Annotated in this window: 25 protein-coding genes; 10 read left to right on the top strand and 15 right to left on the bottom strand. The window is 71.0% G+C overall.

From position 1 onward, the window contains the following. Window positions 1-65 precede the first annotated feature (65 nt). Window positions 66-680 (bottom strand): TetR/AcrR family transcriptional regulator, encoded by a 615-nt coding sequence (locus ACFUN8_RS23140; protein WP_383640729.1) that lies wholly within the window; start codon window positions 678-680, stop codon window positions 66-68. Window positions 681-829: 149 nt separating this feature from the next. Here ACFUN8_RS23140 and ACFUN8_RS23145 point away from each other — a divergent pair, with 149 nt between their 5' ends. Both ACFUN8_RS23145 and ACFUN8_RS23150 read left to right on the top strand, forming a co-directional pair. After that, window positions 830-1231 carry a nitroreductase family deazaflavin-dependent oxidoreductase gene (locus ACFUN8_RS23145; protein ID WP_383640732.1) on the top strand — a complete coding sequence of 134 codons (402 nt, stop codon included), beginning with the start codon at window positions 830-832 and terminating at the stop codon, window positions 1229-1231. Window positions 1232-1323: 92 nt separating this feature from the next. After that, window positions 1324-1803, top strand: coding sequence for a hypothetical protein (locus ACFUN8_RS23150; RefSeq protein WP_383640735.1), 480 nt, complete (start codon window positions 1324-1326; stop codon window positions 1801-1803). On the opposite strand, the gene nucS is transcribed toward ACFUN8_RS23150, so the two are convergent. Next, a complete protein-coding gene (gene nucS / locus ACFUN8_RS23155; protein WP_354605251.1) occupies window positions 1800-2471 on the bottom strand; it encodes an endonuclease NucS in 672 nt (223 codons plus the stop codon). The two genes, ACFUN8_RS23150 and nucS, sit on opposite strands and share 4 nt — an antisense overlap. Before the next feature lie 214 nt (window positions 2472-2685). On the opposite strand from nucS, the gene ACFUN8_RS23160 reads away from it, so the two are divergent. Continuing rightward, window positions 2686-3078, top strand: a complete 393-nt coding sequence (locus ACFUN8_RS23160; RefSeq protein ID WP_363241313.1) for an SCO5389 family protein — start codon at window positions 2686-2688, stop codon at window positions 3076-3078. 167 nt (window positions 3079-3245) lie between these two features. Here ACFUN8_RS23160 and ACFUN8_RS23165 read toward each other — a convergent pair whose 3' ends face one another. Continuing rightward, window positions 3246-4274: an LLM class flavin-dependent oxidoreductase gene (locus tag ACFUN8_RS23165; RefSeq protein WP_383640739.1), complete on the bottom strand. Its 1029-nt coding sequence runs from the start codon at window positions 4272-4274 to the stop codon at window positions 3246-3248. Window positions 4275-4485: 211 nt separating this feature from the next. On the opposite strand from ACFUN8_RS23165, the gene ACFUN8_RS23170 reads away from it, so the two are divergent. After that, on the top strand, window positions 4486-4815 hold the full coding sequence (locus tag ACFUN8_RS23170) for an ATP/GTP-binding protein (RefSeq protein WP_382567120.1): 330 nt from the start codon (window positions 4486-4488) through the stop codon (window positions 4813-4815). 93 nt (window positions 4816-4908) lie between these two features. Here ACFUN8_RS23170 and ACFUN8_RS23175 read toward each other — a convergent pair whose 3' ends face one another. The 7 genes from ACFUN8_RS23175 to mce all read right to left on the bottom strand — a co-directional run bounded on the left by ACFUN8_RS23175 (window position 4909) and on the right by mce (window position 14637). Beyond that, complete coding sequence (locus ACFUN8_RS23175; protein ID WP_383640741.1) at window positions 4909-5757, bottom strand: ABC transporter permease subunit; 849 nt, start codon at window positions 5755-5757, stop codon at window positions 4909-4911. Continuing rightward, window positions 5754-6998, bottom strand: coding sequence for an ABC transporter ATP-binding protein (locus ACFUN8_RS23180; protein ID WP_383640744.1), 1245 nt, complete (start codon window positions 6996-6998; stop codon window positions 5754-5756). The genes ACFUN8_RS23175 and ACFUN8_RS23180 overlap by 4 nt, the downstream gene beginning before the upstream one ends. Window positions 6999-7176: 178 nt before the next feature. Continuing rightward, window positions 7177-7956, bottom strand: coding sequence for an ABC transporter permease subunit (locus ACFUN8_RS23185; RefSeq protein WP_383640747.1), 780 nt, complete (start codon window positions 7954-7956; stop codon window positions 7177-7179). A gap of 3 nt (window positions 7957-7959) precedes the next feature. After that, window positions 7960-8946, bottom strand: a complete 987-nt coding sequence (locus ACFUN8_RS23190; RefSeq protein ID WP_383640750.1) for an ATP-binding cassette domain-containing protein — start codon at window positions 8944-8946, stop codon at window positions 7960-7962. A 115-nt stretch (window positions 8947-9061) separates the two neighbouring features. Beyond that, on the bottom strand, window positions 9062-10000 hold the full coding sequence (locus ACFUN8_RS23195; protein WP_383640752.1) for a cellulose-binding protein: 939 nt from the start codon (window positions 9998-10000) through the stop codon (window positions 9062-9064). A gap of 298 nt (window positions 10001-10298) precedes the next feature. Further along, complete coding sequence (gene scy, locus ACFUN8_RS23200) at window positions 10299-14039, bottom strand: polarized growth protein Scy (protein WP_383640755.1); 3741 nt, start codon at window positions 14037-14039, stop codon at window positions 10299-10301. A gap of 160 nt (window positions 14040-14199) precedes the next feature. Beyond that, a complete protein-coding gene (gene mce, locus ACFUN8_RS23205) occupies window positions 14200-14637 on the bottom strand; it encodes a methylmalonyl-CoA epimerase (RefSeq protein ID WP_383640758.1) in 438 nt (145 codons plus the stop codon). Window positions 14638-14778: 141 nt separating this feature from the next. Between mce and ACFUN8_RS23210 the strand changes: the two genes are divergently transcribed. Then, on the top strand, window positions 14779-15981 hold the full coding sequence (locus ACFUN8_RS23210; RefSeq protein ID WP_383640761.1) for an acetyl-CoA C-acetyltransferase: 1203 nt from the start codon (window positions 14779-14781) through the stop codon (window positions 15979-15981). Between the two features lie 44 nt (window positions 15982-16025). Then, complete coding sequence (gene meaB / locus ACFUN8_RS23215) at window positions 16026-16985, top strand: methylmalonyl Co-A mutase-associated GTPase MeaB (RefSeq protein ID WP_383640764.1); 960 nt, start codon at window positions 16026-16028, stop codon at window positions 16983-16985. A gap of 147 nt (window positions 16986-17132) precedes the next feature. On the opposite strand, the gene ACFUN8_RS23220 is transcribed toward meaB, so the two are convergent. After that, window positions 17133-17978 carry a PepSY domain-containing protein gene (locus ACFUN8_RS23220; protein ID WP_383640767.1) on the bottom strand — a complete coding sequence of 282 codons (846 nt, stop codon included), beginning with the start codon at window positions 17976-17978 and terminating at the stop codon, window positions 17133-17135. A gap of 114 nt (window positions 17979-18092) precedes the next feature. Between ACFUN8_RS23220 and ACFUN8_RS23225 the strand changes: the two genes are divergently transcribed. Together ACFUN8_RS23225 and ACFUN8_RS23230 are read left to right on the top strand one after the other, a co-directional pair. Beyond that, window positions 18093-18755 carry a response regulator transcription factor gene (locus ACFUN8_RS23225; RefSeq protein ID WP_382567096.1) on the top strand — a complete coding sequence of 221 codons (663 nt, stop codon included), beginning with the start codon at window positions 18093-18095 and terminating at the stop codon, window positions 18753-18755. Then, complete coding sequence (locus ACFUN8_RS23230) at window positions 18752-20344, top strand: ATP-binding protein (RefSeq protein WP_383640770.1); 1593 nt, start codon at window positions 18752-18754, stop codon at window positions 20342-20344. The genes ACFUN8_RS23225 and ACFUN8_RS23230 overlap by 4 nt, the downstream gene beginning before the upstream one ends. Here ACFUN8_RS23230 and ACFUN8_RS23235 read toward each other — a convergent pair. The 4 genes from ACFUN8_RS23235 to ACFUN8_RS23250 form a co-directional block, all read right to left on the bottom strand. Further along, a complete protein-coding gene (locus tag ACFUN8_RS23235) occupies window positions 20294-20770 on the bottom strand; it encodes a MarR family winged helix-turn-helix transcriptional regulator (RefSeq protein WP_383640773.1) in 477 nt (158 codons plus the stop codon). The genes ACFUN8_RS23230 and ACFUN8_RS23235 overlap by 51 nt on opposite strands. 105 nt (window positions 20771-20875) lie before the next feature. After that, the gene (locus ACFUN8_RS23240; protein WP_383640775.1) at window positions 20876-21652 is read right to left on the bottom strand and encodes an AIM24 family protein; all 777 of its coding nucleotides are present in this window, start codon (window positions 21650-21652) and stop codon (window positions 20876-20878) included. Next, entirely contained in the window at window positions 21649-22299 is a 651-nt protein-coding gene (locus ACFUN8_RS23245) for an AIM24 family protein (RefSeq protein WP_383640778.1), read from the bottom strand. The genes ACFUN8_RS23240 and ACFUN8_RS23245 overlap by 4 nt, the downstream gene beginning before the upstream one ends. Further along, entirely contained in the window at window positions 22299-22937 is a 639-nt protein-coding gene (locus ACFUN8_RS23250) for an AIM24 family protein (protein ID WP_383640780.1), read from the bottom strand. The genes ACFUN8_RS23245 and ACFUN8_RS23250 overlap by 1 nt, the downstream gene beginning before the upstream one ends. Before the next feature lie 154 nt (window positions 22938-23091). On the opposite strand from ACFUN8_RS23250, the gene ACFUN8_RS23255 reads away from it, so the two are divergent. Both ACFUN8_RS23255 and ACFUN8_RS23260 read left to right on the top strand, forming a co-directional pair. Then, a complete protein-coding gene (locus ACFUN8_RS23255) occupies window positions 23092-23436 on the top strand; it encodes a DUF3817 domain-containing protein (RefSeq protein WP_382567085.1) in 345 nt (114 codons plus the stop codon). Continuing rightward, the gene (locus ACFUN8_RS23260; protein WP_383640783.1) at window positions 23433-23726 is read left to right on the top strand and encodes an MTH1187 family thiamine-binding protein; all 294 of its coding nucleotides are present in this window, start codon (window positions 23433-23435) and stop codon (window positions 23724-23726) included. The genes ACFUN8_RS23255 and ACFUN8_RS23260 overlap by 4 nt, the downstream gene beginning before the upstream one ends. Window positions 23727-23885 lie beyond the last annotated feature (159 nt).

A 23885-nucleotide genomic window follows, 5' to 3' on the forward strand; every position in this document is an offset into this window, starting at 1 on the left:
ACAACGGGGCGGCCCCGGGCGGCAGTTGCCGTCCGGGGCCGCCCCTTCTCCGCCGCCGGTGCGGATCAGGCCGTGACGCGCGCTCCCGGCGTGTCCCCGGTCGGACAGACGAGGGGCAGGAAGATCTCGTCGATGATCTCGGCGATGGCGTCCTCGGCGATCGAACCGCGGATGAGCAATTCGTTGCGCATCAGGTCCAGGGGCAGGTTGATCCGCCGCTCCGTCACCCGCGCCGGATCGACCTCGCCCCGCCGGGCGGCGCGTTCGAGGAGCGCCGCGGTGGGCCCGCGGTGCACGGAATCGAGCAGTTCGGACCGGACCAGCTCGAAGAGCCGGGGGTCACGGGCGCTCTCGGCCAGCAACCCCCAGAGCACATCCACGTCCACCGCGGCGAACCTGTCCACCATCTGCCTGAGCAGCACGTAGAGATCCGACCTGAGGGCGCCGGTGTCGGGCAGGCCGTCGGCCGTCGGCACGTCGTGCACCATCGCGGCGAAGACCAGGTCCGCCCGGCCGGGCCAGCGTCGGTACAGCACGGCCTTGCTCGTACGAGCCCGTACGGCGACGTCCCCGACGGTCAACGCGGCGTACCCGACCTCGGCCAGCTCGTCCCACACCGCCTGAATGATCGCCGACTCGAGCGCCTTCCCGCGGCGCCGAGTGGCCGGCGGCTCTGCCATGGCCCGTCCTTAAGAGTCGTTGAGTTCCTTGTCGTGCTAGCTTAGCCTTGAGTCAGAAGATACTCAGAGTTTCTTATATGGGATCGGTCCAGGTCGCGGCAGAGTCCGGCGGCGACCGTCAGCTCCAACGCCGTGCAAGGAGACCAGAAATGACAATGCCACGTGCTTTCCGGAGCCTCGGTCGAGTCGTGAACCCGATGGTGCTGCCACTCGCCCGCCGCATGCCCCCTCTCGCCCTGGTCGAACACGTCGGCCGCCGCAGTGGCAAGCGGTATCGAACCCCGGTCCAGGCGTTCAAGACCGAGCGCGGCTGGGTCGTCGCGCTGGCCTACGGCAAGGACGTCGACTGGGTCCGTAACGTGATCGCGGCCGACGGCGGCCATCTGATCCGCGGCGGCCGTCGCTACCAGCTCACCAAGCCGGAGCGCATTCACGGCAAGCCCGGACGGCGGCTGCTGCCCGGCTGGTCCCGTGTCCTCATGGCGCTCGTCAGGGTCAACGACTACGTCGAGGTCACGGCCGCCGAGGTCCCGGCCGAACTGGCGTCCTGACGAGGTCGGACCGGTGGCGCGGATTGTCAGTGGGCTGCGATAGACACGTGGTGGACAACTCCCGCAGCGGCGACCGACGAAGGGCCCCACCGGTGGACGAGACCTTGAACGAGACCGTGGACCTGACGGCCGGCCTGCCCGGCCGTACGGGTGCGATCGGCGGTATCGAATCGCTGGTCCTCGACGGCCGCCGCCTCTTCTTCGGCTTCGACTTCACGTCCGACCAGGTGCTCTCGCCGCTCATCGGCGACCCGGCGGCCATGGCCCGGTTCGCCGCGCGGCACATGCGCCAGCGCACGGGCGCCCACGACGAGCCCTACTGGGCGGCACTGGTCGGGGCCTCGGTGGACGGCTCGGACCTGGTGTGGCGCGACGAGCAGCGCGCGTTCACCACCGCGACCCTGGAGACCGGCGACACCGGCGCCGCGCACGGACACCTGCTGTATCTGCTCGACGCGGCCACGGCGGGGGACGGGCACCCGCCCGGCTCCACCGTGGCCAACTGGGACCTGCTGTTCGCGCCGTACGCCCGGGGGGCCGGACGTACGGCACGCGACGGTAACAGCCGCTAGAACAGCCGCAGTTTGTCGTCCTCGATGCCCCGCAGCGCGTTGTAGTCCAGGACCACGCACCCGATGCCGCGGTCCGTCGCGAGTACACGGGCCTGGGGCTTGATCTCCTGGGCGGCGAACAGGCCGCGGACCGGGGAGAGATGGGGGTCGCGGTTCAACAGGTCGAGATAGCGCGTCAGTTGCTCCACGCCGTCGATGTCGCCGCGGCGTTTGATCTCGATCGCGACCGTCGCGCCGTCCGCGTCGCGGCACAGGATGTCCACCGGGCCGATCGCGGTGGGGTACTCACGGCGGATCAGGCTGTAGCCGTCGCCGAGTGTCTCGATGCGGTCGGCGAGAAGCTCCTGGAGGTGTGCTTCCACGCCATCCTTGATCAGGCCTGGATCAACCCCGAGTTCATGTGACGAGTCATGGAGGATTTCCTCCATCGTGATGATCAGTTTCTCGCCCGCTTTGTTCACGACCGTCCATACTCCGACATCGTCGCCGGTGCCCTCTTTGAGAGTGCAGGGCGGAGACATCCAGTTGAGCGGTTTGTACGCCCTGTCGTCCGCGTGGATCGACACGCTCCCGTCAGCTTTGACCAGGATCAGACGGGGGGCGGTGGGCAGGTGGGCGGTGAGCCGGCCCGCGTAGTCGACGGAGCAGCGGGCGATGACGAGACGCATGGTCCGCAACGCTACTCGACTGTCGACGTTCGCCGCGATTCGCCCCTCAAGCCCCGTTCGTTTGTGGCCGGTTGTGTTCCCATTCGCCTGGTGCGGTCCGGACAGCACGCATAACGTGGATGCAGGAGGTCGCCGGTCGTGCACGCTGCGTCGTCGTCTCCCCCTTCCCTGCCCGTAAGGCCCCGGTTTGCCTGGGGTCGCGAGAGGAGAACCCATGTCGCTCGACGTCTCACCGGCACTGTTGGAGCAGGCCGAGCGAGGCGAGGTCGACGAAGCCGAATTCGTCGACTGCGTCCGGACCTCCCTGCCTTTCGCGTGGGAGATGATCAGCTCCTTGGTGGCCCAGCTGAAGGTGGACGGCGGAGAGTTCGCCGACAACCAGACGCCGCCGCCGGACGAGCAGGCACGTGGTCAGCTGCTGCGCGCACTCGCCAGTGACGCGATCCGCGGTGCGCTTCAGCGCCACTTCGGAGTGCGTCTGGCCTTCCAGAACTGTCACCGGGTCGCGGTGTTCCCGCTGGACCCCGCGGTCGACGAGAGGCTCGCCCGCTTCACTTCCATCAGGGGACAGCTGCTGAACCAGTCCCCGGAGCTCCGGGACTGCTGACGGCTTCGGTCTGTCGGCGGATTCCTGGGCCGACACAGGGATCCGCCGGACGACCGGCCCGGCCTCGCCGGGCCCGTACCTCGCCCGGCGGCCGACGTGACACCGGGCGCCCGAGCCCGAGCGCCTGCGCCCGGCATCCTGCCGCGAGGAGGCTACGCGCCGCCGCCTCAAGCCAGTTGGGGCAGCACCTCGGCCCCCATCCTCCGTACGTTCTCCTCCGTGGCCGCCAGATCCCCGGAGCCCTCGACGAGCAGCGCGAAGCGCGTGATTCCGGTTCGTTCCGCCGTGGCCGCCAGCCGGTCGGCGGCGAGCCGGGGAGGCCCCACCGGATGCAGACCGCACAGCAGCTCCGTGTACGCGACGGGATCACGCATCGACCTGTGCCTGCCGTCCACCGTGACATGCGCGCCGAGGCCCTGCCGCAGCCAGCCCGGCATGGCCTTCACCAGTGTCTCGGTCGCCTCCGTACGGCCGTCGGCGATCTGTGCCACTCCCGCCGACACGTGCGCCGCGCCGTCGGCCTCCTCGGGCGTGCGGCCGGCGGCGATGGCGTGGGTACGCCAGAGGGCCACCATCTCGGCCTTCTCCTCGTCCCCGCAGTGCATCCCCAGCAGCATCGGCAGCCCCCGCTCGGCCGCCAGCCGCACGCTCTTCGGGGACGTGCACGCCACGACCACCTCGGGCCCGCCGGCGCCGTCGATCAGTTCGTCCGGCCTTGGTACGACGGGGACTTCACGGAACCGGTAGCGCTCGCCGTCCGCCGACACCCGGGCGTCGCGCAGCCAGCGCAGCAGCAGGTCGAGCGATTCGGGGAAGTCCCGTTCGTACGCCTGGAGACCCGACCCGAAGACCTCCAGGTCGACCCAGGGCCCGCCCCGGCCCACGCCGAGCGAGAAGCGCCCACCGGAGAGCAGGTGCAGCAACGCCGCCTGCTCGCCGAGCGCCACCGGATGTATGTTCGGCAACACGCTGACCGCCGTGCCCACCCGTATGCGCCGGGTACGCCCCAGCAGCAGGCCGGCCAGTGTCACGGCCGACGGGCAGGTGCCGTACGGCACGAAGTGGTGCTCGGCCAGCCAGACCGAGTCCAGTCCGGACTCCTCGGCGACCTCCGCCGTCCGCACCGCTCTGTGCAGCGCTTCCCCCTGGCCCTGGCCCGGGAACTGGGCCGCCAGTACAAAAGCTCCAACTCGCATCGCCTTCTGCCTCCTTGCGGCTGACGCGGCTCCCCCCTGCTGGCATTAACGTCTGACACGTGCCATGGGCACGGGCGCCACGGAAGTTGTTGCGATTGTCCGCTAACTGCACCGTGCGGGTGCCCACGGTCTCACGCCGCACGGGCATGGCACCGGGAGAGCGGCCCGTACGCTGGAGGGGAACCGTGCTGTCAGCCCCGTGAGGTGTCATGTGTCCCCGCGCCGCAACCGCCCCCGAGGCGGCGAGACCCCGACCGACCACGCCGGAGAGGCGACGGACCGGTACGGCGGCTTCCAGCGGACCGAGTCCTGGCAGGGCGAGGAATGGGCGGTCCGGACCGTCGCGGGCGCGAGCGCCGCGGGCAAGCGGTACCGCTGCCCCGGCTGCGACCAGGAGATCCCCTCGGGTGTGCCGCACGTGGTGGCGTGGCCGGAGTACGGCGGCGTGGACGACCGGCGGCACTGGCACAAGGCGTGCTGGAACGCGAAGGACCGCCGCGCCTCGCGGGTGCAGCGGTCCCGTAACGCGCCGAAGTTCTGAGCGCCGGCGTTCCGGGCGCCGGAGCCGAACCGGGCGCGACGGACCGTCCGGGCGCGACCGACGCCGTACCGGCCCGACACCCGCCAACTCGCCTTACACGTCGCGCCGGTTGAGCGCGAAGGTGGCGAGGGCCATCATCGCGGCCGTGGCACCCGCCCCGATGAACAGCGGGTCCCAGCCGCTCGGCCCGGACCCGGTCATCGAGGTGTCGTAGAGCACCGCGAGCTGGCTCGGGATCGAGTACGAGAAAAGGGCTTCCTGCACGTCCGCCAGCGACGGCGAGAACATGAACATGGCCAGCACCAGCGGCAGCAGGACCACCCCGATCATGATGGTGATCGCGCCCGCCGAGTGCCGGATGAGCGCGCCGACGGCCAGGGCCAGCAGGCCCAGCAGCGCCACGTAGAGCCCGACCCCGAACGTGGCCCGCAGCCACTCCTCGCCGCTCGGCGAGCGCCCGTCCAGGATCGCGACCTGGATGCCGCCCACCAGGGCCGCCGTCACCGTCGTGGTCGTGAACACCAGCAGGAAGAAGACGATCGACTTCGCCGCCAGCACCCGGCCCCGGCTGGGGCAGGCGGTCAGGGTGGTGCGGATCATGCCCGTGCCGTACTCGGACGCGATCGTCAGCACGCCGAGGGTGATCACACAGATCGAGCCCAGCAGTACGCCGAAGAAGCCCATCGGCAGCATCGACTCCCCGTCGGGGGCGGGCTCCGAGAGGGAGATGGCCCACGCCACGAGCGAGCCGATGCCCACCATCAGGACGATCATGACGCCGAGCGTCCACACGGTGGAGCGGACGGACCGGATCTTGGTCCACTCCGAGGCGAGCGCGTCACCGAGGGTGGCCCGGCGGACCGGGATCGGCGAGATGTACGACCCGAGGGGCTGGCCGCCCGGCCAGATCGGGGCCTGCGGCTGCTCGTACGGGGCGGTCATCGGGCGTCCTCGGTGCTCTCGGCCGCGGCTGCGGTCTCGTCGGGCTTCGCGTCGCTCAGGCTTTTGGCGAAGTCGGCGGCGGTCGCCGGGGCGGGCGCGGGCTTCGCGGGCGGGGCAGCGGGTGCGGGTGCGAATGCGGGCGCCGACGGGGCGGCGGGCGGCGCGGCGACCGCATCGGCCGGCGCGTCCGTCGCGTACGGGTTCTCCCCCGGAGGCGGCGGCGGGTACCAGCCCTGCGTCGGCACGTCGGGCACGACCGGCGGCTCGTACAGCTGCACCGCGTAGCCCTGCTGCGGCGGCGGCGCGAAACCGGCGAGCTGATCGGCCGTCGACCGGTAGTCCACGGCGCTCTGCGTCAGCCGCATGTACGCCTCCTCCAGCGACGCCTGGTGCGGGGACAGCTCCCAGAGCCGTACGTCCGACTCGTGCGCCAGATCGCTGATACGGGGCAGCGGCAGCCCGGTGACCCGCAGCGCGCCGTCCGGCTCGGACAGCACCTGGCCGCCCGCCTCGCCCAGCGCGACGATCAGCTTCTCGCGGGCCTCCGGGGCGGTCGGAGCGGGGCGGATCCGCGCGAAGTCCGCCGAGTTGTGCGAGATGAAGTCCTTGACGCTCATGTCGGAGAGCAGCTGCCCGCGCCCGATCACGATCAGATGTTCCGCCGTCACGGCCATCTCGCTCATCAGGTGCGAGGAGACGAAGACCGTACGGCCCTCGGACGCCAGCTGCTTCATCAGATTGCGGACCCAGAGGATGCCCTCCGGGTCGAGCCCGTTCACCGGCTCGTCGAAGAGCAGCACCTGCGGGTCGCCGAGCAGCGCGGCGGCGATGCCGAGCCGCTGGCCCATACCGAGGGAGTAGCCCTTGGAGCGGCGCCGTGCCACGTCCTGGAGGCCCACCACGCCCAGTACCTCGTCCACGCGGGCCGCCGGGATGCCGGAGAGCTGCGCGAGCGACAGCAGGTGGTTGCGGGCGCTGCGCCCGCCGTGCACCGCCTTGGCGTCGAGGAGCGCGCCGACCTGGCGGGGCGCGTTGGGAAGCTGCCGGAAGGTGTGCCCGCCGACGGTCACATGGCCGGCGGTCGGCTGGTCGAGGCCGAGGATCATCCGCATGGTCGTCGACTTGCCGGAACCGTTGGGGCCCAGGAACCCGGTGACGGTACCGGGCCTCACCTGGAAGGAAAGGTTGTACACGGCCGTCTTGGCGCCGTAGCGCTTCGTCAGGCCGACTGCCTCGATCATTCTCCAGCCCCATCGACAGTTCAGTCAGGTGGTCGGGGCAGTGGCCGCTCCGGGCCGACGGCCCCCGTTAGAGTTAGGAGGATATCCGGGCCTTGACGGTTCCAGCCAAGTCGTTACGGCGGAGCGGCGGCGAGGAGCTTCCCGGGATCCCCAGAGGGACGGCGGCCGCGGACAGCGCCTACGCGTCGCGCTTCTTCAGTACGAGATAGCCGCCGGCCAGCGCGGCGACGACCCACAGCACCATGATCCCCATGCCTTCCCAGGGACTGTACGGAGCCGGGGTCGAGTTCAGCGCGTCGGGAACCACCTGCATGATCTTGGAGCCCGCCTGGTCGGGGAAGTACTTGGCGACCTCCTTCGCCTTCGGCACGGACGCGAGGATCTGCGAGACGAGGAAGAAGAACGGCATCAGGATGCCGAGCGACAGCATCGAGCTGCGCAGCATCGTCGCGACGCCCATCGAGAACAGCGCGATCAGCCCCATGTAGAGACCGCTGCCGATGACCGCGCGCAGCACGTCCGGCTCGCCGATGTTCGTCCCGTGGTCGCCGAGCGCCGCCTGGCCGAGGAAGAACGCGACGAAGCCGGTGACGATCCCGACCCCCAGGGCCAGCGCCCCGGCGACCAGGAGCTTGCTGAAGAGGAACGTGCCCCGCTGCGGTACGGCGGCGAGCGAGGTGCGGATCATGCCCGAGCTGTACTCCGAGCCGACGACCAGGACGCCGAAGACCACCATCGCCAGCTGACCGAGAATCATCCCGGAGAAGCTCACGAAGGTCGGGTCGAAGGTGGCGCGCTCGGCGTCCGACAGATCGTCGAACGTGGAGCCGAACAGCAGGGACAGACCGAAGCCCATCGCCACGGTCACGAGGAACGCGACGGCGAGGGTCCAGATCGTGGAGGAGACCGTACGGATCTTGGTCCACTCGGACTGGAGGACCGCTGGTACCGATGCCATGGGTCAGGCTCCCTTGCCCTGGTTGTCGTGCTGTCCCCACTGGGGACCCGGGGCCGTGTTGGCCGCCGGGGCCACGCGGTCGCCGCCGGAATGGGCGTGGTACTCGACCGACTCGGCCGTCATCTGCATGAACGCCTCTTCCAGCGAGGCGCGTTGGGAGCTCAGCTCATGCAGCGTGAGCCGGTGCCGGGCGGCCAGGTCACCGATCTCCTCGGCGGTGGAGCCGTCGACCTCCAGCGCGCCGTCGGCCGCCTCCACGACGGAGATACCGCCCTGGTGCAGCGCGTCGCGCATCTCCTCGCGCTGCGGGGAGCGGAGCCGTACGAAACTCCGTGAGTTCTCCTGGATGAAATCCGCCATCGAGGTGTTCGCCAGGAGCTTTCCCTGCCCGATCACGATCAAGTGATCGGCGGTCAGCGCCATTTCACTCATCAGATGGCTGGAAACGAAGATCGTCCTGCCTTGGCCCGCGAGGGCTTTCATCAGGTTGCGAATCCAGTGAATGCCCTCCGGGTCCAGACCATTCACCGGTTCGTCGAACATCAGGATCTCTGGATCACCGAGCAGCGCCGCCGCGATTCCCAGCCGTTGGCCCATACCAAGCGAGAAGCCTTTCGACTTCTGCTTGGCCACGGCCGTCAGACCGACGGTGTCGAGGACCTCGTTGACCCGGCTCACCGGGATGCGATTGCTCTGGGCCAGACACAGGAGGTTGTTGTACGCGCTCCGCCCGCCGTGCATGGCCTTCGCGTCGAGCAGCGCGCCGATGTACTTCACCGGCTCCGAGAGCTCCCGGTAGTGCTTCCCGTCGATCCGGACCGATCCACCGGTCGGGATGTCCAGGTCCAGCATCATCCGCATCGTCGTCGACTTGCCGGCTCCGTTGGGTCCCAGAAAACCCGTCACCACCCCTGGCCGGACCTGGAAGGAGAGGTGGTCGACCGCGATTTTCTTCCCGAAACGTTTGGTGAGCCCTTCGACCTCGATCATGCGGACAACCTAAGGGCGCGCAAAGCCCCCCGCCACTCCACTGGCGGGGGGCTTGCACGATCGTTACTTACGGAACGGATCCGTCTATCGGCCGTACACCGGCCGTCCAGCTGTCCTAGCGCGACTGCTGCGCCGGGACACCGCGGGAGATCGGCTCGTCCTCGGCCGGCGTACCCGCCGCGGCGACGGCCGCACCGGTCAGCGTGGCCAGCATCTCGCGGACGTTGGTCAGCTGGGCGTTGATCGAGTCGCGGCGGTTGGTGAGCGCCGCCAGCTCGCGCTCCGATTCGCTGCGGATCCGGTCGGCCTTGGCGTTCGCGTCGGCCACGATGTCCTCGGCCTGGCGCTGAGCGGTCTCCACCGTCTGACGGGCGCGACGCTCCGCGTCCGTACGGAGCTTCTCCGCCTCCAGACGCAGCTGCTCGGCGCGGTGCTCGATCTCCGCCAGGCGCTTCTCCGCCTTCGCCTGACGCGAGGCCAGATCACGCTCGGACTGCTCACGCCGCTTGGCGAGGTTCGTCTCGAAGTCCGCGGCGGCCTGGGCGGCCTTGGCGCGGGTCTCCTCGAAGAGCGCGTCCGCCTCCTCGCGCTTCTGCTGAGCGTCCTTCTGCGCCTCGGTGCGCAGGGTCGAGGCTTCGCCCTTCGCCTTCTCGACGATGCGGACGCCCTCGTCCTCGGCCTTCGCCTTGCGCTCGGCGGAGAACGCCTCGGCGTCGTTGCGCACCTGCTGGGCCGCCGACTCCGCCAGCTCACGGTGCTGTTCGGCCGCGCGACGGGCCTCTTCGCGCAGGTCCTTCGCCTCCTCCTCGGCGAGGCGGAGGATCTTCTCAACGCGCGCTCCCAGGCCGGCGTACGACGGCTCCGCGTCGGTGACCTGGGCCTGAGCGTTCTGCGTTTCGAGGTGGAGCTCCTCGATGCGCTTTTCCAGTGCAGTGATCCGTGCGAGAGCGCTGTCACGGTCGGCGACGAGTTTGGTAATGCGGTCATCCACCTGACCGCGGTCGTAACCACGCCGCACGAGCTCGAAGCCGAATGGGGAGGAAGTGTCGCTCATGGGGTTCCTGTCGAATGAGACCGGTGAGGTGATAGGGGGAATCCTAGGGGCCGAAGCGGCGTGTCATCGAGCGGATGCCGGTTTGATCTGGAGAATGTCCAGCCTTTTGAGTGGTAAGGGCCCGTCGTGTGGAACTTGCCGGGCTCGCGTGCCCTGGCACACACACTCGCCGCGTTGTCGTCGGTCGGCATGGCTCCGCCATGCCTCCCTCCTCCGCCTTGCGATCGCACGCGCCAACGAGACATCAGCCGCTGCGCGGCGGGCGCTCGCTGATCCGGCCTGCTCCACACGACAGGCCCTAACTGTCCGACGGCTTGCCACCCGAACGGGTAACACCTGCTGCCGCACCCGCCTTGACGCTACCCCCGCCGGTGCCGCCACCTGAACCCGTCTTGCCACTCGCGGCCGGTGTCTCAAAGGATTCCAACGCTTCCAACACATCCTGGACACGGGAGATCTCGGCCTGGATGTCCTCGCGCCTGCGTACCAGGACGTCGAGTTCACGCCTGCCCTCCTCGACGGTGCGGGTGGCCTCGTCCTGGGCGTCGGCGCGCAACTTCTCGCCCTCGCGGGTCAGTTCGGCCTTCTTCAGCTCCGCTTCCTTCAGCAGCGCCTCGGCCTTCTTCACCGCCGCGATCCGGACCTTGCTCGCTTCCGAACCGGCCTCCGCCACCAGGGACTTGGCCTTCTCCTCGGCCTCCGCCAGCTGCTCGGTGGCCGCCTTGACCAGCTTGTCGACGCGTTCGCCCGCGTTCTTCATCTGCTCGGCCGTCTCGCGGCGCGCCCGTTCGTGGAGCTGGTCGATCTCGCCCTCGACCCGGGTCCGCAACTCCTCGGTGCGCTCGCGGATGGCCGTGGAGTCCCGGCGCGCGCCGACGAGCAGTTCGTCGGCGTCCGTACGGGCCTTCTCCACCAGGGAGTTGCCCTCGACCGTCGCGTCCGACGTGATGCGCGCCGCCTCGGAGCGCGCGGCGCCCACCATCGTGTCGGCCTGCGCCTCGGCCTCGGTGGCGGCGCGCAACGCCTCCTCCTGGGCCTTGTTGATGAGCTGGTCGGCCTGCTCGGCCGCGTCCGCACGGCGCTTGGACGCGTTCGCCCGGGCGTCGTCGAGGAGCCGGTCCGACTCCGTGATCGCCTCGCTGACGGTCCGTTCGGCCATCGCCTCGGCGTCCGACCTGATCTGCGCGGCCTCCGTACGGAGCCGTTCGGCGGCCCGCTGGGCCGAGTTGACCGTCTCGGCGGCCTCGGCGCGCATACGCTCCGACTCGCTCGACGCCTCGTTGATGAGCCGGTCCGCCTGCTCCGCGGCGTCGCCCCGGATGCGGTTGGCGTCGTCGCGCGCCTCCTGCCGGGCACGGGCCGCGTCCTGCTCGGCGGCGGCCAGCGAGTCCGACGCCTCGGTCCGTACACGCTGCGCGTACTCCGAGGTCTCCGCGCGCAGCCGCTCCGCCTCGGTGACGGCCTCGCCGACGGTGCTCTCGGCCAGCGCCTGCGCGGCGTCCGTCTCCTCCTGGGCGCGGGCGCGCAGCCGTGCCACGTCCTCCGCGGCGCGCTCGCGCTCGGCGTACGCGTCGGAGCGGACCCGGTCCGCCTCCTCCTGCGCCTCCGACCTCGTCCGGTCCGCGGCGTGCTCGGCGGCGGAGCGCAGTCCGGCGATCTCCTGCTCGGCCTGGTCGTGCAGCCCGGCGACCGCGTCCCGTACCTGCTGCGCCGTCTGCTCGGCGGCCGACACCATCTCGGTGGCGCGGAAGTCCGCCTCCTCGACCAGCCGCGCCGCCTCGGTCTGCGCCTCGTCGACCCGCTTCCGGGCCGACGCCAGCAAGTCCTCGCTCTGCTCGCGGGCCCGCTCGCGCTCCTGGTCCGCCTCCGTACGCGCGGCGGCCAGCAGCTCCTCGGCCTCACGGCGGCGGCGGCCCGCCTCCTCCTGCGCGGCGTCCAGCGCCTCGGCGGCCTCGGCCGCCACGCGCTCGGCCGCGGCGCCGGCCTCGGCACGCAGCCGGTCCGCGCTCTCCTGGGCCTCCGTCTTGATCCGCTCGGCCTCCTGGGCGGCCTCGTCGCGCAGCCGTACGGCGGTCGACTCGCCCTCCGCGCGGGAGCGGCCCGCGTCCTCGGCCGCCTCGGTGCGCAGCCGCTCGGCCTCCTGCTCGGCCTGGGCCTGGAGCGTACGCAGCCGCTCGGCGGCCTCGGTGCGCAGCCGCTCGGTCTCCTCGGCGGCCTCCCGGCGGATACGCTCACTCTCGGCGCGCGCGTCGGTCAGCGCCGACTCCGCGCCGCTCAGGCGCTGTTCGGCCTCGGTGTGCAGCCGGGTCAGCTCGTCGGACGCCTCGTCCTTACGGGCCTCGACACCGCGCTCGGTCTCCTCGCGCAGCTCGGCCGCGGCCCGCTCGGCGGCGGCCTTCGTCGCCTCCGCCTGCTCCTCGCCCTCGGCGCGCAGCCGGTCGGCCTCGGCGCGGGTGCGCTCCAGGGTCTCCTCGGCCTGCTTGCGCAGCGTCGTGGCGCGCTCGATGGCCTCCGTACGGACGCGCTCGCTGTCCGTGGACGCGGTGGCGCGCATCTCGTCGGCGTCGGCGCGCGACTTGGTCAGCAGCTCCTCGGCGGTGCTGGCCGCCTCCTCGATCTGCTGGACGGCCTCACGGCGCGCCTCGCTCCGGATGCGCTCGCCCTCGGCGACGGCCTCGGACCGCAGGGTCTCGGCCTCGCCGCGCAGCCGGCGCGCCTCCTCCTGCAGCTCGACCGTCTTGGCCCGGTACTCCTTGGTGTCGTCCTTGGCCGCGCCCTTGAGCTGGTCGGCCTGCTCGGCCGCCTCGCCGCGCAGCCGGTCCGCCTCGGCTTCCGCCTCGCGGCGGATCCGCTCGGCCTCCTCGCTCGCGGCGCGGGTGGTGGCCCTGGCGTCCTCGGACGCCTTGGTGAGGACCTCCTCGGCCGAACGGGCCGCCTTGGCGAGCTGGGCGGCGGAGTCCTCCGCGGCGGCCGTACGGGCCTTCTCGGCGGCCTCGGCGACCATCTTCTCGGCCTCGGCGCGGGCGTCGGCGAGCGCCTGCTCGGCCTCCGACTTCAGCGCCTCCGACTCCTTCGTCGCCTCGCCGACGAGCCGGGCGATCTCGGACTTGGCGGTACGGGTGCGCTGCTCGTACTGGGTCTCGGCGCCGGCCAGCCGCTTGACCGCGGTCTCCTTGGCCTCGGCGACCATCTTCTCGGCCTCGGCGCGGGCCTCGCGCAGCCGCTCGTCCGCCTCCTGTATGCGCTGTTCGGCCGACCGGCTCAGCTCGCCGGCCTGCTGGCGCGCCTGGTCGGACTCGGCCGTCGTCGTCGTACGGAGCTGCTCGGCGTGGCTGGTGGCCTCCTGCGCCTGCGTGGACGCGGCGTTGAGCAGCCGCTCGGCGTCCTTGCGGGCGCGCTGCAGGATCGCCTCGGCCTCGGCACGGGCGGTCTCGGACTCGGCGCCGAGCCGGCGGCGGGCCTCCTCGGCGACCCGGGTGGCCTCGGCGCGCGCGGCGGCCAGGGACTTCTCGGCCTCGGCGCGGGACTCGTCCAGCAGCCTGCGGGCCTGCGTCTCCGTGCGGCCGCGCAGCTGCTCGGCCCAGGCGACGTTCTCGTTGACGTGCGACTCGACGGTCTGGCGGCGCTCTGCCAGCTCCTGGTCGAGCCGCTGGCGGCGCTGGACGGCCTCGGCGTGCAACTCGGCCTGGAGCCTGGCCTGATGCTCGGCGTGCTCCTGGAGGATGCGCTGCGTCTGGGCGCGGGCGTCGCGCAGCTCACGCTCGGCGTCGGTGCGCAGCTGGTCGGCCTGGATCTGCGCGTTGCGGAGCATCTGCTCGGCCTGGTAGCCGATGTCGGCGTTGTCGTAGGAGGGCCGGGACGCGAGACTGCGGCGCGCCTCGTGGAGTTTCGCGCGCAGCACTTCGACCTGGTAACCGAGGTCTTCGGCGTGCTGGACGGCCTTCTCCCGCGCGGTCTTCAGCCGATCCATCTCGGCTTCGAACCGCGAAAGGTGGTCGTCGTCAGCTCGGTGGCTCTCCTGGCGTTCGTAGCCCCGCACTGCGCGGTCCCATCCGTCCCCTGGTCGCAACTCTGCAATAGGTACCGCCCGACGGGCGAACGGCCCCCCGGGGAATGGTGACAGATCATCGGCCGAGGCGCCGCCCCGACCCGGCCCCGGCCCGGAGCGGCCCACTCTACCGGGCCGGGAATCGTTCGGGTCAGTGCTCCGAAGGCTTCGCGGCGGAGGTGACGAGTTCCGTCAGGACGCCGTGGCAGTCCTTGGGGTGGAGGAACGTGATGCGCGAGCCCATCGAGCCGGTGCGCGGCTCCTCGTACAGCACCCGTACTCCCTTCTCCCTGATGGCCTCCGAGTCGCCGTCGACGTCGGCGGTGCCGAAGGCGATGTGGTGCACGCCCTCGCCGTTCTTGGCCAGCCACTTGCCCACGGCCGAGTCCTCCCGGATCGGTTCGAGGAGCTGCAGGTAGGAGGCCCCGCCGTCCGACGTCTCGTTGATCTTGAGCATGGCCTCCCGTACGCCCTGCTCCTCGTTGATCTCGGTGTGGAAGACCTCGAAGCCGTAGGTGGCCCGGTAGAACTCGACGGTCGCGTCGAGATCGTGACAGGCGATTCCGATGTGGTCGATTCGCGTCAGCATCCGCATAGTGCAGCGCCTACCGCGCGGTTACGCAACGTGCGCGCTGTCACACTCGCGGCCGGGTGACCCGGGACCTGTGCGCTCAGTACATTTGGTGAACCCTCGTTAACCCTCAATCCTCAGGCAAAGGGGTCGCATCTCATGCCGGATTCGAACACCACCACTTCCGTCATCGTCGCGGGTGCCCGTACGCCCATGGGCAGGCTGCTCGGATCGCTGAAGTCCTTCTCCGGCGCCGATCTCGGCGGCTTCGCCATCAAGGCCGCGCTGGAGCGGGCCGGCGTCACGGGCGAGCAGGTGCAGTACGTGATCATGGGGCAGGTGCTCCAGGCCGGGGCGGGGCAGATCCCGGCACGCCAGGCCGCGGTCAAGGCCGGCATCCCGATGAACGTCCCCGCGCTGACGATCAACAAGGTCTGCCTCTCCGGCCTCGACGCGATCGCGCTGGCCGACCAGCTGATCCGCGCGGGCGAGTTCGACGTCGTGGTCGCCGGCGGCCAGGAGTCCATGACCAACGCGCCGCATCTGCTGCCGAAGTCCCGCGAGGGCTACAAGTACGGCGCGATCGAGATGCTGGACGCCATGGCGCACGACGGTCTGACCGACCCCTTCGAGTCCATCGCGATGGGCGCCTCCACGGAGAAGCACAACACCCGCCTCGCCATCGCCAGGCCGGAGCAGGACGAGGTCGCGGCGGCCTCCCACCAGCGGGCCGCCGCCGCGCAGAAGAACGGTGTCTTCCAGGCCGAGATCACACCCGTCGAGATCCCGCAGCGCAAGGGCGACCCGGTGGTCTTCGACCAGGACGAGGGCATCCGCCCCGAGACCACCGCCGAGTCCCTGGGCAGGCTGCGGCCCGCCTTCGCCAAGGACGGCACCATCACGGCGGGCTCCTCGTCGCAGATCTCCGACGGCGCGGCGGCCGTGGTGGTCATGAGCAAGGCCAAGGCGCAGGAGCTGGGTCTGGAGTGGATCGCGGAGATCGGCGCGCACGGCAACGTGGCGGGGCCGGACAACTCGCTCCAGTCGCAGCCCGCCAACGCGATCCGGCACGCCCTGAAGAAGGAGGGCATCGCCGTCGAGGACCTGGACCTGATCGAGATGAACGAGGCGTTCGCCGCGGTCGCCGTCCAGTCGACCAAGGAGCTGGGCGTGTCCCCTGAAAGGGTGAACGTGAACGGCGGTGCCATCGCGCTCGGCCACCCGATCGGCATGTCCGGCGCCCGGCTGGTGCTGCACCTGGCGCTCGAACTGCGGCGGCGCGGCGGCGGGGTCGGTGCGGCGGCCCTGTGCGGCGGCGGCGGACAGGGCGACGCCCTGATCGTACGGGTGCCGAAGGCGTAGGTCCCTCTTTCCCCTTCAGCAACCAGGAACGGAGCGCGGTACGGATGACGGTGGACGTCCCCCAGCTGGTGGCCCAGGCCCGGGAGGGCCGGCCCAGGGCGGTGGCCCGGTTGATCTCGCTGGTCGAAGGGGCGTCGCCGCAACTGCGCGAGGTGATGGCCGCGCTGGCGCCGCTGGCGGGCGGCGCGTACGTCGTCGGGCTCACCGGGTCGCCCGGTGTCGGCAAGTCGACCTCGACGTCCGCCCTGGTGTCCGCGTACCGGAAGGCGGGCAAGCGCGTCGGCGTCCTGGCCGTCGACCCGTCGTCCCCCTTCTCCGGGGGAGCGCTGCTGGGCGACCGGGTCCGGATGTCCGACCACGCGTCGGATCCCGGCGTCTACATCCGCTCCATGGCGACCCGCGGCCATCTCGGCGGGCTCGCCTGGGCGGCGCCGCAGGCGATCCGGGTGCTCGACGCGGCCGGCTGCGACGTGATCCTGGTGGAGACCGTCGGGGTCGGGCAGTCGGAGGTGGAGATCGCCTCGCAGGCGGACACCTCGGTGGTGCTGCTCGCGCCCGGTATGGGGGACGGCATCCAGGCGGCCAAGGCCGGGATCCTGGAGATCGGTGACATCTACGTCGTCAACAAGGCGGACCGGGACGGCGCCGACGCGACCGCCCGCGAGCTGAACCACATGCTCGGCCTCGGGGAGGCCCGAGGCCCCGGCGACTGGCGCCCGCCGATCGTCAAGACCGTGGCGGCGCGGAACGAGGGCATCGACGAGGTCGTCGAGGCGCTGGAGAAACACCGCGCGTGGCTGGAGAAGCACGACGTCCTCGCCGAACGACGGGCCCGCCGCGCGGCCCGCGAGGTCGAGACCATCGCCGTCACGGCGCTCCGCGAACGCATCGACGACCTGCGCGGCGACCGCCGCCTGGGCGCGCTGGCGCAGCGGATCGTCGCGGGCGAACTGGACCCGTACGCGGCGGCGGACGAACTGGTGGCGGGCCTGACGGGCGGGTAGCGCGGGGCCCGTGCCGCCGGGCCCGCCCGGCGGCGGGACCGGTGACGCGAAGTGCCGGTGGCAGAGGAGGGGGGATCGGTCCTCTGCCACCGGCTGCTCGACGGACGCCCCGCGCGGGGCGGGGCGTCGGGTGCCGTACGCGGGAGGTCAGTCGTCGTCGCCGTCGTCGTCACCGCGGTCGTCGTGACCGTCGTCGTCCCGGCCGTCGTCGTCGCCGTGGTCGTCGTCCCGGTCATCGCGGTCGTCCGCGCGGTCGTCCCGGTCGTCGCTGTCGTCGTCCCGGTCCGCCGCCACCGCGCCGGAGGACATGTCGACCGTCACCGCGTGCGAACGGCCGTCCTCGCCCCGCACCGTCACCTCCCAGTGGTCGGCCTTCCGGTCGTCGTCGTCCGCGTCGATCGACGTCACGGCGCCGGGGTGCTTCTTGAGCGCGGCCGCCGCCGCTCCCCGGGCGTCCACCTTCGCGCCGCGCACCGCGGCACGCTCGCCCCGGTCGTCGTCGCTGTCGTCGTCGTTGTCGTTGTCCGCGCGGACCGTGCCGGTGGCGGCGTCGACCCGCAGGTCGTACCACTTGCCGTCCTGGCCGAAGATGTCGACCTCCCAGTGACGGCCGGCGGACGAGCCGTCGTCGTCGTCACCGTCGTCGTCCAGGTCGACGGACGCCACCTTGCCCGCGTGCTGCTTCAGCGCGGCGGCCGCGGCCTGCTCGGCGGTGACCTTCGAGCCCGCCGCCGGGGCCTTGGTGTCGTCCTTGCCGTTGCCGTTCCCGTTGACGTCGTCCCTGTCGTCCCTGTCGTCGTTGAAGCCGTCGTCGGCGTCGTCGTCGCGGTTGTCGTCCGTGGCCCCCGCACCGTTCACCAGCGACGCCGAGGAGACCGTCTTCGGCGCGGTGTCCCCGCCGTTGTCGGTGGCTGCCAGGGCGACCGTGGTGTACGTGCCGGCGCCGATCAGAGCGGCGGCGGTGATGCTGGCGATGACAAGATTGCGCTTCATGAGGGTTCCTCCCCGTCGGGCCGTTTCGCTTGACCTCAATCTGGCTGAGGGAAGCTGAAGGCAGCCTGAAGCCACCTGAAGGTTTCTTCAGGTTCGTTTTGGGAGGCTGTGCTCATGCGCCTGTTGATTGTTGAGGACGAGAAGCGGCTCGCGGTGTCCCTGGCCAGAGGCCTGCGGGCCGAGGGCTTCGCCGTGGACGTCGTGCACGACGGCCTCGAAGGGCTGCATCTGGCGGGTGAGGGCGCGTACGACCTGATCGTGCTCGACATCATGCTGCCCGGCATGAACGGCTACCGCGTCTGCGCCGCCCTGCGCGCCGCCGGCAACGACGTACCGATCCTGATGCTGACGGCCAAGGACGGCGAGTACGACGAGGCGGAGGGCCTGGACACCGGCGCCGACGACTATCTGACCAAGCCGTTCTCGTACGTGGTGCTCGTCGCACGGGTCAAGGCGCTGCTGCGCCGCCGGGGTTCCGCCGGGGCCTCGCCCGTCCTGCGCATCGGCACCCTCACCGTCGACACCGCGACCCGCCGGGTCCACCGCGAGGACACCGAAGTCACCCTCACCGCCAAGGAGTTCGCGGTCCTCGAACAACTCGCGGTCCGCGCCGGCCAGATCGTCGGCAAGCCCGAGATCCTGGAGCACGTCTGGGACTTCGCGTACGACGGCGACCCCAACATCATCGAGGTCTACATCAGCGCGCTGCGCCGCAAGCTCGGCCCCACGACGATCCAGACGGTGCGCGGCGCCGGGTACCGGCTGGTGGCCGTATGAGACGCCGTCCCTTCTCCTCCGTACGGTCCCGGGCCGCGCTCGCCGCGACCGCCGTGGTGGCCGTGGCACTGGTGGCCGCCGCGATCGCCCTGCTGTTCGCGCTCAGCTCGAACCTGACCGGCCAGGCGGAAGGGCAGGCCGACCAGTTCTCCAACGAGGTCGCCCAGCAGATCGCGAGACAGGTGCCCGTCGGCAAACTGGATCTGGAGGGGAGCGAGGACCACCCGACCCAGGTGACCGACGCGAAGGGCCGGCTGCTCAGGGCGAGTGAGGACCTGGAGAAGATCACCGGCACCGGGGTGTCCGCCGTGAAACCCGCGTCGCCCGCGCCCACGACGGCGCCGACCCCCACTCCCACCCCCACGCCCACCCCGACCGGTGACGACGACGATGACGACAGCGGCGGTGACGACGACAGCGGGGACGACAGCGACGACGACAGCCCGGCTCCGGGCGAGCCGGTGGACGGAACGGTCACCGTGGACGTGAAGCACCACACCGGAACCGCGACCGTCGACGGCAGGACCGTGGACTACGTCTTCGCCGAGCGCCGCGTCAACGACCTCGCGGGCGGCCCGTACACCGTCTTCACGGGCGCCTCGCTCGCCTCGCAGCAGAGCGCGGTCCGCGCGACCACCGTCGCGATGGCCATCGGCGTACCCGCCCTGCTGATCGTCGTCGGCGGCGTGACCTGGCTGGTCACCCGGCGCGCGCTGCGGCCCGTGGAGGGCATCCGGCGCGAGATGGCGGCCATCACCGCCTCCGAGGATCTGACCAGGCGGGTGCCCGAGCCGGGCACCTACGACGAGGTCGCCAAGCTGGCCCGTACGACCAATGAGACGCTGACCGCGCTCGAAGCCTCCGTCGACCGCCAGCGGCGCTTCGTCGCCGACGCCTCGCACGAACTGCGCAGTCCCATCGCCTCGCTCCGCACGCAGCTCGAAGTGGGCGAGGCGCACCCGGAGTTGCTGGACGTGCCGGGCGCGGTGGCCGACACCGTACGGCTCCAGCAGCTCGCCGCCGACCTGCTGCTGCTCGCCCGGCTGGACGCGGGGGAGCAGGCCGGGCGCAAGCGGCTGGATCTGGTCGCGCTGGTGCGCGAGGAGGTCTCGCAGCGGTCGACCGACCGGATCCCGGTGACGCCGGACGTCGGGGGCAGCGCCGAAGTGACGGGCTCGCGCGGTCAGTTGGCGCGGGTGCTGGGCAATCTGCTGGACAACGCCCAGCGGCACGCGGCGGGCGAGGTACGGGTCACGGTGCGCCGCGAGGGCGGCCAGGTGGTGCTCGCGGTCTCCGACGACGGGTCGGGGGTGCCGGAGGAGGAGCGGGAGCGGATCTTCGAGCGGTTCGTACGGCTCGACGACGCCCGCAGCAGGGACGACGGCGGCGCGGGGCTGGGTCTCGCCATCGCCCGCGACGTGGCGCACCGGCACGGCGGCACGCTGGACGTCGGCCGGGCCGAGGCGGGCGGCGCGCTGTTCGAGCTGCGCCTGCCCGCCGCCGGCCGGGATCCGGAGCGGCCGGTCCCCGCCGGTGCGTCAGCTCTTGGCGCGGCGCCCGCGCAGGTGCTCGGCGACCGGCGTGAGTGACTGGCTCAGCGCGGTGAGCGCCTCGGGCGGCAGCAGGTCGAAGAAGTGCTTCCGTACGGAGGCGACGTGGTGCGGGGCGACGCGCTGCATCGTCTCCATGCCCTGATCGGTGAGGACGGCGAAGAGGCCGCGGCGGTCGGACTCGCAGTTCTCACGGCGGACCAGGCCCGCCGTCTCCAGCCGGGTGATCTGGTGCGAGAGACGGCTCTTGGACTGGAGCGTGGCGGCGGCGAGGTCGCTCATCCGCAGACGCCTGTCCTCGGCCTCGGAGAGGTTGACCAGGATCTCGTAGTCGTTGTTGGTCAGCCCGAACGGCTGGAGGTCCTTCTCCAGCTGATGCATCAGCAGCCTGCTGACATCCAGGTGGGTGCGCCAGGTGCACTGCTCCGCGTCGTTCAGCCAGCGGGTGGCCGTCTCGGTCTCCATATATGAATTCTACCTAAGATGTTGAAAATTGGACGAAGTCGGCGAGTGTGACCCCGGGCACAGAAAAGGCGCACACGTTCGAGGTCACACTCCGCAGACTACCGCTCACAGCCCGAAGCGGCGCTGGAGATCGCCCAGCTGTCCCGGCATCCGCGGCACACCGCCGCCCGGCTGCCCCGCGGGCTGTCCGCCGCCGGGTACGCCGGGCTCGTTCGGCACCACGCCGCGCGCCGTCTCGGCCATCAGCGCCTCGCTCGACTGGAGCAGCACCGTGCCCGCCCCGACGAACTCGAACTGATGCTCCTCGCCCGACGACCCGCCGAGCCCGCTCATCGCCCGCAGCCCGCCCATGATCCCCGTCATATAGGCGTGGTCGTAGTGGTGGCACGGCGACGGACAGTCGGCCCAGCCCACCAGCGCCTGCGGATCCACCCGGAGCGGCGGCTCCATGAAGACCACCGGACCGTTCGACGCGGCCACGAACTTCCCCGTACCGATCAGGGTCAGGAAGCCCGGCACGATCGACTGCTTGAGCGCCAGGGACGGCTCGTACGCCAGCAGATTCCCGGAGCGGACGGTCAGATTGCCGTTCTCCAGGTCGAAGGAGTTGACGTCGAAGGCGCGGTCGGCGAGCAGCATCTTGCCGCTGCCCTCCGCCACCACCCAGTCGGCCGCGTGCAGCGGTGAGTGGAAACTGCTGCGCACCAGCCGGTCGAGCCGGCCGTGGCCGATGCCGTTGAAGTCGATGCGCCCGTAGTAGGCGATCATCTTGCCCTTCTGGAGGAACCACTGGCTCCCCTTCAACTCCACGCAGAAGGTGTACGCGTTGACGTTGTCGTCGCTCGGCAGCGTCGTCGGGTCATGAATCACGGGCGCGCTCACAGCTTCTCCTCCGACGCCTGGACGTACACCGCACCGTTGCCGCTCAGCTCCAGCTGGAACGCCTCGCCCGAGCCCCGCCCCACCATGTCGCGCCAGCCGACGGCGGTGGAGAGCTTGTTCCGTACGTCCCCGTGGTGGGCCACGTACGCCTGCGGGTCGACATGGACCGTACGGCCCTGGCCGATCGGCAGCTCGATGATCCCGCCGTGCGCCATCACGGCGACCGCGCCGTGGCCCTTGAGTGTCGTGGTGAACAGGCCCTGGCCGGTCACCTGGCCGCGCACCATGCCCATCACGCCGCCCTGCGCGCCCATGAACATCGTGCCCTGCTCCAGCGTCCCGTCGAACGCGAGCAGCCGGTCGGCCTCCACGTACAGGGTGTCGCCGGTCAGCCCGATCACCTGGATGTGGTGCCCGCCGTGGCCGAACATCACGGTGCCGCTGCCTTCGACCGTCATCAGCGGGGTCGCCTCGCCCGCCACGCGCCGGCCGATCATCGACATCAGGCCGCCCTGGCCGCCCGCCATGTTCGGGGTGAACGTGACGTCGCCCCGGTACGCGAGCATCGCGCCGCGCTGGCTGAACATCTTCTGGCCGGGCGCCACCGTCGCCTCGACCATCTTCGAGTTGATCTCCCGGAACGGCATCAGACATCGCCCCCGACGGTGTTGCGCTCGCTCGGCTGTACGTACACGAGCCCGTCGCCCTCGAAGCGCATCTGGAAGGCCTCGCCGCCGCCCTCGCCCATGATGGTCCGGAAGTTCACCCCGGACTGGAGGTTCTGCTGGAGGTTGCCCTGGTGTGCCACGTACGCGCCGGGGTCGACGGAGAGCGGGTACTGGGGTGTCACCCGCAGGACGACGGCCACACCGTCCGACATGATCGCGGCCATGCCCGTGCCCTCGACAGTCGTCGTGAACAGACCGTTGCCGCTCGCGCCGCCGCGCAGACCGGTGAAGCTGGTGCCGGTGCGCAGGCCGCCGTCCGTGCACAGGAGATTGCTCGCCTCCACGTACAGCTTGTCGCCGTGCAGCGACACGAGACTGATCTCGCTCGCGCGGTCCGCGAAGAAGCAGGTGCCCTCGCCCTTCACCTCCATCATGACCAGCTGTTCGCCGGTGAGGCGCCGGGTCACCATGCCCCGTATGCCCTCACCGCCACCGGACAACTTCTTGAACGCCATCCGGCCGTCGTAGGCGACCATCGAGCCGTTCTTCGCCCGCACGGAGTCGCCCGCCATGTCGACGGCGAGCACCTTGCTGCCTTGGAGTCGGAACTGAGCCACAGGCAGAAGATATCCGGACCCGGATAAAAAGCGGGCAAAGCCTGGTGCCACAATGAGACGTCGCTTGTGCGCGCGTTCACAAGATGATCACGCGCACGGTGTTCGCCCGGCGACGATCACGACGCCTCCCCCCGACGACGAAGGTGCCTGCCTCGTGGACATCAAGACCGCCTCATCCCTCCACCGTCTCCGCCTGGTATCGGCGCCGGAGGCCGTGTCGTTCCTGCTGCTGCTCGTCTGCTCCGTGCTCAAGCGCACGACGGACTTCAACGCCGTCCCGGTGATGGGCGCGATCCACGGGCTGCTCTTCGTCCTGTACGTGATCTTCTGGCTGGACGCCTGGAAGCGCGCCAAGTGGTCGCTGGGCACCGCCGCCCTCTACTTCGTGCTGTCGGTCCTGCCGACCGGTGGTTTCTTCGCCGAGCGCAAGCTCAAGCGTGAGGCCGAGGACGAGGTCATCGCCTCGCGCGCCCGCCGCGAGGGTACGGTCAGCGCATGATCGTCGCTTTCTCCATCACACCGCTCGGGGTGGGTGAGGACGTGGGCGAGTACGTCGCCGACGCCGTCCGCGTCGTACGCGAGTCCGGGCTGCCGAACCACACCGACGCCATGTTCACCTCCGTGGAAGGCGAGTGGGACGAGGTGATGGACGTGGTCGGGCGCGCGGTCGCCGCCGTCGAGGCACGGGCGCCGCGCGTCTCGCTGGTCCTGAAGGCCGACATCCGGCCCGGGGTCACCGACGGCCTCCACTCGAAGGTCGAGACCCTGGAAAGGCACCTCGCCGGCTGACGGCTGACGGCAGGCGGGCAGGCGCTCTGCGGAGCGCGGCCGGTCGGCCCGAGCAGGCGGCGCCGGGCGCCGGCCGGCGCTTCCCGCCGTACTCCCGTCCCGCGCCCGCCGTCAGGCGCGGTCCGGCTCTCTCCTGGTCCTGGCCCGCCGTCAGGTCGC

This window comes from Streptomyces sp. NPDC057307, from assembly GCF_042667665.1.
Taxonomy (GTDB): domain Bacteria; phylum Actinomycetota; class Actinomycetes; order Streptomycetales; family Streptomycetaceae; genus Streptomyces.